Origin of the sequence: Streptococcus sp. HMSC074F05 (assembly GCF_001808725.1) — a bacterium.
Taxonomy (GTDB): Bacteria; Bacillota; Bacilli; order Lactobacillales; family Streptococcaceae; genus Streptococcus; species Streptococcus parasanguinis_I.
The window spans coordinates 26,388-36,634 of record NZ_KV794403.1; the positions used below are offsets into that span (position 1 = coordinate 26,388).

The window sequence follows — 10,247 nt, forward strand, 5'->3', positions numbered from 1 at the left end:
TTCCTTTTAGAAAAAAGCTCATTATCTTCTCTAGTATACCAAATTCTGCCGACCATGTCAGCCTCTTGCCACATAGTCCTATGGAAAAAGAGTCAGATCTCTCAGCTTCTGACTCTTTCTTCTGTATTCCCACACCTATTACAACATCGGTGCGAACAATTGCATAATTTCCTTGATTAAGCTTTGGTGCCATGTAAAGCGGAAGGTATCTTCCGTGATTTCTTGGGATACTTCAAAGATGTGGTCAAAATCCGCCCGAATCTCTTTCAGAGCAGGCGTCCGATACATCCAAACCGCATTTTCATAGTGATGGACCAGACTGCGGTAATCAAAGTTAATCGACCCTACAACCGCCATTTCATCATCGGCAAGAACTTGCTTACTGTGGACAAAACCAGGCGTGTACTCATAGATTTTCACACCAGCATCCATCAGATCCAAGTAAGCCCCACGCGTAACAATTTGGATCAATTTTTTATCCGGAATATGCGGGGTCACGATGCGAACATCCACCCCACGAAGGGCCGCATTGCGGATATCTTCTGTCAAATCATAATCGATGATCAAGTAAGGAGTCGTGATATAGACGTAATCCGTCGCTTGGTTGATCATATTTTGATAAACCGTCTTTCCGACCTGCGACTTGTAAATCGGCTTTGGTCCACTCCCATAGGGAATGTAGAGCCCTTCTCCTTCGACCGCCTTATTTTCAATATGGTAGCGGTCAAAATCCTCGATTTCCCCACGGTTGATGTACCAGTTCATGAGGAAGAGTCGCGTTAAGGCCTTAACAGCTCGTCCATCTAAACGGATGGCACTGTCCTTCCAGTGACCAAACCGCTCAATGTGGTTGATGTACTCGTCTGCCAAATTGACACCACCCGTATAGCCGATCTGCCCATCAATGACCAGAATCTTGCGGTGGTCTCGGTTGTTATATGCCACTGTTAGACGGGGGATCACCTTGTTAAATTTATGGGCATCAATTCCCATCTTTCGCAACCGTTTGGTATAGTTCCCTGCCAAGGTCGCCATACAGCCGATATCGTCATAAAGGAGTTTGACTTCGACCCCATCTTTCACTTTCTGCTCTAAAATCTCTAGGATACTGTTCCACATCAAGCCCTCATCAATGATGTAAAACTCGATGAAGATAAATTTTTTCGCCGCTCTCAGATCCTCTAGTAGTTGCGCATACATGTCCTCTCCTAGAGGATAAAAGGTTGACGCCGTCCCATTGTAGAGATCCGCATTGTGGTCCATGGACAAAATCGACTTGACCAAGCCATAAACTGCCTTGCTTTCTTGCTTGAGCTCCTTACCCAACTGATGACTATTGTCCTCTCGAAACTTCATGGACTCCATATTTTTCAGCTGGATCATTTCCTTTTTGGACAAACGCCGCTCTCCAAACATGAGGTATAAAAGCGATCCAAAGACAGGAATGACGGCAATCAAGAGCCAGGTCACCTTATTTTCAGGCGGGGTATTTCGATTAACAATAGCTAAGATTGTCGACACATATAAGAGCCCAATGACTGCAACAGATAGCCAATGAGGGAACCATCTATTAAGCCAGAAGAAGGCCGCAAAGGATGCCCATAGTTCAAAGCCCATAAACAAAATACTAAATCCATATTTGGACATTAATAGACGTAATTTTCGAAAGGTCACAGCATCCTCCTTTTTTTCTTTCTACTAGTATACCAATTCTTTTTACCCGTTGCAACGACCAACCAAGCCCCTTCTAGACAAACAAAAAGAGAGTGGGACAAAAGTCCTAGCCTCTCAATTATTTTTGGATTGTCGAGCAAGACGCAGTGGTTGAGTGGGCTCTACTACGCTGCTTTCATCAGCTTTTACAGTCCTACTCAACTGTGCGGAGGTGGGACGACGAAATCGAATTCTAACGAATTACCGATTTCTGTCCCACTCTCTCTTGTTTCGTCCCTTATTGCTTGGTTAAAACGATAATCCCTTGATCATCCTCTGCTTGCTCCAGATCTTCTAGCGACAACTGATTCCCTTCGATCCGATAGCGATAGGGTTCATCCCCGATACGCATGGATTGATTGACCGGATCAATACTGACCTCTTTGGTCTCTTCTTCTCCATCAGCATCTTGCACCGTAAACGTGCCTTTTCGACCCGTCACCACCAAGAGGATCGTATTTTCCTCGTCCTGTCCACGATAACTGCCATCTATGGACACCCCTTGCTCTGACTTTTCACTGGTCGAAGCCACTGTCTCAGATGAATGTGAGCTAGCGCTACTTGAGGCTTTTGGCGTTTGTTCTTGCTGGCTACAAGCAGTCAGGAAAAGGGCTACTGCCAAGGTCAGTATAGACATGATTTTTTTCATTAAGATCGGCTCCTTTCGCCATAACCGTATACTATCTACCACCAGTATACGCCAAGAAAGTCTTTAGGTCAATTGTTTACCCCTCTAATAAAAATGCCCTTACTTCTGCAATAAAATACAAGGAACCTGTCACAAATAAAACCTCATCTGAAGGACTCTGATCCATAAACTCTTTGATATAGGCCTTGTAGTCAGCTACATAGGGCAAGTCTTGTCGGTCACCTTGTGCCACCACTTCCCCGTAATGGAAGGTTGTCAAAATCAATTCAGCTTCTGGCAATCCCGCTTGAAGCGTTTGGAGCATCCCGCTATAATCTTTTCGCTTGAGGGCTCCAAATAAAATCTTCACGCGCTTTCCTGCTAAGCTATTGGCAAACTCGATCAAGCGCAACATAGCATGAGGATTATGAGCGCCATCCAGATACACCTGGTCACCAAACAACTCTAGACGGCCCGGCCACCTTGTCTCTTGCAAGGCGTGTTTGACCTGCTCCATATCCACTTCTTGATCTAGGCCCTCCATATAGAGGAAAAAGGCCTCCAAAGCTACTGCAGCATTTTCCCGTTGGTAATCACCCTTCAAACCCAGAGACGGCAAGACAAGTTCCACGTTTTCATTCCAAAAACGATCCTGCTCTAAGCCAAAATCGTTCTGGAAGGCGTAGAGATCCACATCCAATTGCTCGGCTCTGTCTTGACAAACAGCTGTAGCCTCAGCAGGCAAAGGGCCCACAACAGCCTTCTTGCCCTTCTTAAAGATTCCTGCCTTTTGCTGGGCGATTTCTGCAATCGTCCCTCCCAGTGTTTCCTGGTGATCCAGGCCAACCGAAGTGATCACTGCGATCTCTCCCGTCACTACGTTGGTGGTATCTAGAAGCCCACCGATACCAACTTCCAATAAGACCACGTCCACAGCTTGTTCCTTAAAATACAAGAGGGCCATGAGGCAGATAATCTCAAAATAAGAGAGTTGGTCCTGGGTTTGAAGCAAGGTCTGCTCCATTTGTTGGACTTCTTGGCCAATCCGAGTAAAATCTTCATCTGAAATCGGCTGATCCCCAATACAAATCCGATCATGGATACTGATCATATGAGGAGAAGTAAAGGTCCCAACCTTCTTCCCATGAGCCATCAACAATTGACGCAGAAAGGCGATTGTGGATCCCTTCCCATTGGTTCCTGTCACATGAAGGATCGGATAAGCCTTATCCGGCCTTCCTAAAAGGCTCACTGCCTTCTCCATACGATCCAGTCCCGATCGAAAATTCAGACCGATCCGACTATTCATCCATTGCTCAATCTTATTCACATCTTCCTCCTAAAAGAAAAAAGCGACAAAACCTCTTCTGACGTTTGCGCTCCTTTCCTTTGTAGTTATTTCGTTCTCATTTTTACAGCAAGTCCATCGGACTTCCTGCTTTTTCTTGCTTCTTAAAGCAGGGCTAAAAACATCCACCGGACTTACTTGCGGTCTTCATTTCTAGCGCAAGGCTAAAAACATCCACTGGATGTTTCAACTCTTTCTAGTTTCTAGGAGTTGAGGTGATACAGTCTCCCAGACTGTATCACTCCTCCATAAAGCTGTTGAAGACTTCTTCGATCATATCCCATTCTGCATCTGAGTCTTCTGGGATTGGTTGAAGGTCGCCTTCTGTTCCGTCTTCGTTTTCTGTAAATGAATAAGCTTGGATTTCAACTTCGCCGTTTTCATCTTCTTCTGCATTTGCAGGGATCAAAAGGACATAGTTCTTTCCAAACTCTTCTTTGCCATCGATGGTCAAAAGAATTTCAAACAAGGTTTCATTTCCTTGTTCATCCACCAATGTGATTAATTCACGTTCTTCATGGTCGTGGTTATGATCATGTGCCATACTATTCTTCCTCGTTTTCTTTCTAAAAATTACGATCTAAATAATTTTGTAAAATGAGCTGTGCCGCTAGCTTATCAATAACTTTTTTGCGTTTGCTACGGCTAATATCTGCTTGCTCGATCAACATCCGCTCTGCAGCAACTGTCGTCAACCGTTCGTCTTGGTAGTCGACTGGCAACCCAAACTTATCAGCAATCATCGTGCCGTAAGCCTGACTGGCTTCCACACGTGGTCCGCTGGTATTGTTCATGTTTTTCGGCAAGCCCACAACAAAACGGTCCACCTTGTATTGAGCTACTAATTCGGCTAAGCGCTCCAAACCGAATTCTTTTTTGTCTTCATCGATTTGGATGATTTCAAGACCCTGAGCTGTAAAACCGAGAGGATCACTCACAGCAACCCCGACAGTCTTTGAGCCAACATCCAATCCCATAATTCTCATTAGAGGTCTATTCCTTGCCCTTTCAAATAATAACGTACCAATTCTTCCACGATCTCGTCTCGTTCATATTTACGAATTTGGTTCCGTGCATTATTATAACGAGGTACATAGGCAGGATCACCACTGAGTACGTATCCTACGATTTGATTAATTGGATTGTAGCCTTTTTCATCCAGTGACAAGTAAACATCTTTCAAGGTCTCGCTAATTTCCTTACGATTTGAATCATCAAGATTAAAACGTACTGTTTCATCTGTAAATCCCACAAGAACACCCTCTTTCCTTAGAATATTACTATTATACCATAATCAAGAGTTTTCCACAACGGTCAAGCCCTTGATTTTACAGCTTTTTCAAGCATTTTTGAGCTATTTCAGTTAAACTGTTTTTTTATTTTTGCTCACTTGCTCCAGCATTGATGAGATTGTCCGCAAATTGACTCGGTGTCAGCTTCAACAACTCTGGTAAGTGATTGTTTTTGAAGTAGGTCATGCCTTCAGCCTTCTTCACATCCATTGCTTCAAAATCATAGGTGATGGTTACCTTGTATTCATTCTCGTTTTCCAAGGTCAAATCAGCTGTGAAACCTGGCACTGTCAAAGCTTCCTTAAAGGCATCGTCCTTGTTAAAGGATTCTCTCAATTGCTTTTGTGCTTCCTCGACTCCAACCTGTTGGATCCCTTTTTTCAACTCCTCATCGGTTGCCGTCACATTGATGGTCTCCAACTTTTTAAAGGTATTCCCCACATAGGTGACGATTTGCGTCTGTTGTGTCCCCTTGTCATCTTTTGGAAAAACAAAGGTTCTAGTGATGACCTTATTTTCTTCAGCTTTTTGTAAGATACTCTTATTATCCTTTTGTAGCTGTTCTGCTTTTGCTTGGATTGCCTTTTGCTCACTTGAGGTTGGCGTTTTCACTTGCTTTTTTTGACCACATCCTGTCAAACACAAGGCAAGTGCACCCAATAAGAAGATTTTCCTTTTCATTTTCCATTCCTTACTAGTTATTGTTTTCTAAAATATTGTATCATAGATTTCGTAAAATGGTGCAGTAAACTGCTTTTCATTCCGATTTTTAACAAGAAAAAATCAGAAACAAATTGTTTCTGATTTTCAATCACTTTAAAGAGCTGCACGCATCCGCGCTTCTGCATTTTCTACATTTCGAACTGATCGTGGCAAGAAGGCACGAATATCGTCTTCTTTGTAGCCCACTTGGAGACGTTTGTCATCTACCAAGATCGGACTTTTAAGAATACGAGGTGTTTCCATGATGATGTCAATGACTTCATTGACACTCAAGTCTTCAATGTCCACTCCTAGATTTTTAGCGTATCGATTTTTTGAAGAGACAATACTTGCCACTCCATTTTCAGTCTTTGTAAGGATATCCAATAATTCTTCTTTGGTGATCCCTTCCTTACCGAGGTTTTGTTCTTTATAGGTTAGCTGATGAGCGTTGAGCCAAGTCTTTGCTTTTTTACAGCTGGTGCAACTTGACACTGTATAAATTTTAATCATGCATGCACTCCTTTCGCTACACGATAATACTATCGTATTAAATTATAACACAAAAACCATCAGTCTAGCGACCTATTTTGAAAAAAATTAATCTTCAATTTCAATCGCGTCATCTAAATCTAGAGTTACTTCTTCTACGACAGGAGCTGCTTCTTCAGTTTTATCAAGGGTTTTCACTGCTTCGTCTTCTTCGATCAAACCAAAATGAACCCGAACCTTGTGGTCGATTTCGTCAAAAATTTCTGGGTGGTCAGCCAAGAATTTCTTAGCATTTTCAGATCCTTGACCAATTTTTTCGCCATTATAGGAGTACCACGCACCCGCTTTTTGGATGATATCCAAATCTGTTGCAATCTTCACCAATTCACCTGTACGTGAAATTCCTTCCCCGTACATGATTTCAACCATGGCTTCTTTGAATGGTGGAGCTACCTTGTTCTTCACAACCTTGATCTTGGTTTCCTTACCAACGTTGGTATCTTTTTGGTCCCCAGTCCCCTTGATTTGAGTATTTCCACGAACATCTAGACGGACAGAAGCGTAGAATTTCAGGGCACGACCACCAGGTGTGGTTTCAGGGTTCCCAAACATGACCCCAACTTTTTCACGCAATTGGTTGATAAAGATAGCAATGGTCTTGGTCTTGTTAATAGAAGCTCCAAGCTTACGCATCGCTTGGCTCATCATCCGCGCTTGCAAACCAACGTGGCTATCCCCGATATCGCCATCGATTTCTGCGCGTGGGACCAAGGCCGCAACAGAGTCGATAACGACCAAATCAACGGCACCAGAGTCAATCAATTTACCAGCAATTTCAAGTCCTTGTTCTCCTGAGTCTGGTTGAGACAAGAGGAGTTCATCAATATTAACCCCAAGAGCTGCAGCATAAGATGGGTCCAAGGCATGCTCGGCATCGATAAAGGCAGCAATGCCTCCTTCTTTCTGTGCTTGCGCTACTGCATGGAGGGCAACGGTTGTTTTACCAGATGATTCTGGACCATAGATTTCGATGATCCGACCTTTTGGATAACCACCAGCACCCAAGGCAATATCAAGCGCCAAGGAACCAGAGCTCATGACTTGAACTTTTTGCTCTGCGCGTTCACCCAAACGCATGATGGATCCTTTACCAAAGTCTTTTTCGATTAACTTCAGGGCATCGTTGAGCGCTTTTTCACGCTCGTCTCCAAATTTCTTAGAGATATCATCTAATTTTTTCTGTTTTTTCGCCATTCTTTTCTCCTATGTTTTTGCTATACAGGAAATACATGCAACTCACTGACGTTTTCCGTCCTTTGAAAGGCACATTTCCTATCCATCTTTAGAATTATTCTTCATTTGGCACAAGCTTCATTATACCAAATTTTCACCATTTAATACAGCCAAGCGCACCAAATTAAAGGCATGAAGGACTGCAATTTCGCGGACATCAGCTCGGCTACGTCCGGCGATATTGACTTGGACACTATCCACTCCATTTGGAGTCGCAAGTCCGATAAAGACGGTCCCTGCTGGGTGCCCTTCTAGACTATCTGGCCCCGCAACTCCGGTCAGGCTAACACCATAATCGGATCCTGTTAACTTACGGGCCTGTGAAGCCATGGCTTGAGCTGTAAAATGAGACACCACTCCATGTTGCTCTAACTCTTGAGCTGGAATAGACAACATCTTGCTTTTTTCTTCCAAACTATAGGTGACAAAACCACCCGCGAAGATGCTGGACGCCCCTGAAAAATCTGCCAAAGTCGCTTGGAACAGGCCAGCCGTCAGGCTTTCTGCAGCTGTAATGGTCTTACCAGTCCCTTTCAAGAGATCAAAGGCAACCTTGGCCATCGAATTGTCATCTCCATAACCGTAAAACAACTCTTGCAAGGGTTGATGATCCAGAGTATGACGGGATAAGATTTCCTTTTCTAAGACATCGAGCTTAGCATCCGCTGAGGCTTGATCCTTCGCCTTTGTAGATAGACGCAAGGTTACTTCTCCCGTCTTGGCATAAGGGGCAACCGTCGGATCACTCTGCTTTTCAATGATATCTGCTAGGATCGTAACTAGCTGGCTTTCCCCAATCCCAAAGAAGCGCAAGACTCTTGAAAAAAGCTCTTCCCCTGTTGTCAAATGAGGCACCAATTGTTCATTGACCATGGGTTTTAACTCACTTGGTGGACCAGGTAGAACGACATAGGTCACACCATTGACTTCAATCAAACCTCCAACCGCGAGACCTGTACGGTTTTGAAGGGGGATTGAACCGGCAATCAATTGTGCTTGTCGCTCATTATTGGGCGTCCGGACATAATCAGGGCGACTTGCAAAGAAGGTGTCGAGTTTGGCAAGCGCTGTCGGATCAAAAACCAGTTCTTTCCCTAAAAACTTAGCAAGGGTTTGCTTGGTCAAATCATCCTCTGTTGGCCCAAGTCCACCACATAAAATCACCAAATCACTGCGTTTTGAAGCTGTCTCAATGGTCGAGAAGAGACGACCTTCATTGTCTCCTACCGCCACATGATAATAGACATCAATCCCTAAACTAGCTAATTTTTCAGACAAGAATTGCGCATTGGTATTGACAATCTGTCCTGTGAGAATTTCGGTTCCCACTGCAATGATCTCTGCTTTCATAACGCCTCCACTTATACTATTCGTAATTTTCATTTCATTTTAACACAATTTCCTAAATTATTTAAAAAACAGATTGAAGATAAAGTCCATTTTGGACAACTTTCTTCAATCTTTTTCTTTTAGAGTATAAAGTGAAAAATTCTTAGAAACACTATTACATCAACATTCCCAAGAGTTTTAACTATGTGGCAATCAACTTCTAAAGGGCTATTTTCTATTGTTGATAGAGCTTATCTATATTCTGAAGCAACCATATCGAGCGGTTGCTTTTTTACTTCTTTCTTGATCTAAAAGCCTTCTTCTGGCTCTAATTCTTGTTGTTTCCCCTCATTTTTTGTGATACAATAGCATCAATTTATTTCTAGGAGGATGAGATATGGTTTCTACTATTGGTATTATAAGTTTATCTAGTGGGATTATCGGAGAGGACTTTGTCAAGCACGAAGTGGACTTGGGAGTCCAACGACTCAAAGACCTCGGACTCAATCCTATCTTTTTACCTCATTCACTAAAAGGCTTAGACTTTATCAAAGAACATCCCGAAGCTCGTGCAGAGGATTTGATTCAGGCATTTTCTGATGATAGTATCGACATGATCCTATGTGCCATCGGTGGAAACGATACCTATCGCTTGCTACCTTATCTTTTTGAAAATGACCAACTACAAAAGGTCATCAAACAAAAGATTTTTCTTGGCTTCTCGGATACGACTATGAACCATCTCATGTTGCATAAACTAGGAATCAAGACTTTTTACGGGCAATCCTTTTTAGCAGACATTTGTGAGTTAGACAAAGAAATGTTGCCATATAGCCGCCACTACTTTAAAGAATTGATTGAGACTGGAAAAATCTCAGAAATTCGCCCTAGTAACGTTTGGTATGAGGAACGGACTGATTTTAGTCCCAAAGCCTTGGGAACACCTCGTGTCAGCCACGCAAATACAGGTTTTGACTTGTTACAAGGCAATGCTCAGTTTGAGGGAGAAATCCTCGGTGGTTGTCTTGAGTCTCTCTATGATATTTTTGACAACTCTTTACACGCAGACAGCACGGACCTCTGCCAAAAATACAAACTTTTCCCTGACTTGTCAGACTGGGAAGGAAAGATCCTCTTGCTAGAAACTAGCGAAGAAAAGACTAATCCTGACGACTTCAAAAAGATGTTGCAGACTTTAAAGGCCACGGGCATATTCGCGGTCATCAGTGGACTCTTGGTCGGAAAACCTATGGATGAAACTTTCTATGACGACTATAAAGAAGCACTATTGGATATCATTGATAGCAATATCCCGATTGTCTATAATCTGAATGTCGGACATGCAACTCCAAGAGCAATTGTCCCCTTCGGAGTCCACGCCCATGTAGATGCAACGGAGCAAGTCATTCGCTTTGACTATAACAAATAAGAGGCTGGGACAAAAGTCCTA

11 protein-coding genes are annotated in these 10,247 nt (G+C 43.1%); 1 reads left to right on the forward strand and 10 read right to left on the reverse strand.

The window, feature by feature from the left end; translation table 11 throughout:
• Nucleotides 1–138 precede the first annotated feature (138 nt).
• The 10 genes from cls to HMPREF2685_RS00930 form a co-directional block, all read right to left on the reverse strand.
• Nucleotides 139–1,674 carry a cardiolipin synthase gene (cls, locus tag HMPREF2685_RS00885; RefSeq protein ID WP_070464702.1) on the reverse strand — a complete coding sequence of 512 codons (1,536 nt, stop codon included), beginning with the start codon at nucleotides 1,672–1,674 and terminating at the stop codon, nucleotides 139–141.
• Nucleotides 1,675–1,951: 277 nt separating this feature from the next.
• The gene (locus HMPREF2685_RS00890; RefSeq protein ID WP_070464705.1) at nucleotides 1,952–2,362 is read right to left on the reverse strand and encodes an SP_0198 family lipoprotein; all 411 of its coding nucleotides are present in this window, start codon (nucleotides 2,360–2,362) and stop codon (nucleotides 1,952–1,954) included.
• 76 nt (nucleotides 2,363–2,438) lie between these two features.
• On the reverse strand, nucleotides 2,439–3,671 hold the full coding sequence (locus tag HMPREF2685_RS00895; protein WP_070464708.1) for a bifunctional folylpolyglutamate synthase/dihydrofolate synthase: 1,233 nt from the start codon (nucleotides 3,669–3,671) through the stop codon (nucleotides 2,439–2,441).
• 256 nt (nucleotides 3,672–3,927) lie between these two features.
• The gene (locus HMPREF2685_RS00900; protein WP_003001941.1) at nucleotides 3,928–4,233 is read right to left on the reverse strand and encodes a DUF1292 domain-containing protein; all 306 of its coding nucleotides are present in this window, start codon (nucleotides 4,231–4,233) and stop codon (nucleotides 3,928–3,930) included.
• Between the two features lie 22 nt (nucleotides 4,234–4,255).
• Nucleotides 4,256–4,675, reverse strand: coding sequence for a Holliday junction resolvase RuvX (gene ruvX / locus HMPREF2685_RS00905; RefSeq protein ID WP_049474166.1), 420 nt, complete (start codon nucleotides 4,673–4,675; stop codon nucleotides 4,256–4,258).
• On the reverse strand, nucleotides 4,675–4,941 hold the full coding sequence (locus HMPREF2685_RS00910; RefSeq protein WP_003002070.1) for an IreB family regulatory phosphoprotein: 267 nt from the start codon (nucleotides 4,939–4,941) through the stop codon (nucleotides 4,675–4,677). Before HMPREF2685_RS00910 ends, ruvX begins: the two co-directional genes overlap by 1 nt.
• Before the next feature lie 124 nt (nucleotides 4,942–5,065).
• A complete protein-coding gene (locus HMPREF2685_RS00915) occupies nucleotides 5,066–5,662 on the reverse strand; it encodes an SP0191 family lipoprotein (protein ID WP_003009104.1) in 597 nt (198 codons plus the stop codon).
• 135 nt (nucleotides 5,663–5,797) lie between these two features.
• The gene (gene spx / locus HMPREF2685_RS00920; protein ID WP_003009108.1) at nucleotides 5,798–6,196 is read right to left on the reverse strand and encodes a transcriptional regulator Spx; all 399 of its coding nucleotides are present in this window, start codon (nucleotides 6,194–6,196) and stop codon (nucleotides 5,798–5,800) included.
• 87 nt (nucleotides 6,197–6,283) lie between these two features.
• Entirely contained in the window at nucleotides 6,284–7,429 is a 1,146-nt protein-coding gene (gene recA / locus HMPREF2685_RS00925; RefSeq protein WP_024054712.1) for a recombinase RecA, read from the reverse strand.
• Nucleotides 7,430–7,549: 120 nt separating this feature from the next.
• Nucleotides 7,550–8,818, reverse strand: a complete 1,269-nt coding sequence (locus tag HMPREF2685_RS00930) for a competence/damage-inducible protein A (RefSeq protein ID WP_070464711.1) — start codon at nucleotides 8,816–8,818, stop codon at nucleotides 7,550–7,552.
• A 376-nt stretch (nucleotides 8,819–9,194) separates the two neighbouring features.
• On the opposite strand from HMPREF2685_RS00930, the gene HMPREF2685_RS00935 reads away from it, so the two are divergent.
• Entirely contained in the window at nucleotides 9,195–10,226 is a 1,032-nt protein-coding gene (locus HMPREF2685_RS00935) for a S66 family peptidase (RefSeq protein ID WP_070464716.1), read from the forward strand.
• The last annotated feature ends 21 nt before the right edge of the window (nucleotides 10,227–10,247 follow it).

Coding starts and splice junctions, on each gene's coding strand:
- HMPREF2685_RS00890 (WP_070464705.1), bottom strand. CDS start 2,362: ATGAAAAAAATCATGTCTATACTGACCTTGGCAGTAGCCCTTTTCCTG.
- HMPREF2685_RS00900 (WP_003001941.1), bottom strand. CDS start 4,233: ATGGCACATGATCATAACCACGACCATGAAGAACGTGAATTAATCACA.
- ruvX (WP_049474166.1), bottom strand. CDS start 4,675: ATGAGAATTATGGGATTGGATGTTGGCTCAAAGACTGTCGGGGTTGCT.
- HMPREF2685_RS00915 (WP_003009104.1), bottom strand. CDS start 5,662: ATGAAAAGGAAAATCTTCTTATTGGGTGCACTTGCCTTGTGTTTGACA.
- spx (WP_003009108.1), bottom strand. CDS start 6,196: ATGATTAAAATTTATACAGTGTCAAGTTGCACCAGCTGTAAAAAAGCA.
- recA (WP_024054712.1), bottom strand. CDS start 7,429: ATGGCGAAAAAACAGAAAAAATTAGATGATATCTCTAAGAAATTTGGA.
- HMPREF2685_RS00930 (WP_070464711.1), bottom strand. CDS start 8,818: ATGAAAGCAGAGATCATTGCAGTGGGAACCGAAATTCTCACAGGACAG.
- HMPREF2685_RS00935 (WP_070464716.1), top strand. CDS start 9,195: ATGGTTTCTACTATTGGTATTATAAGTTTATCTAGTGGGATTATCGGA.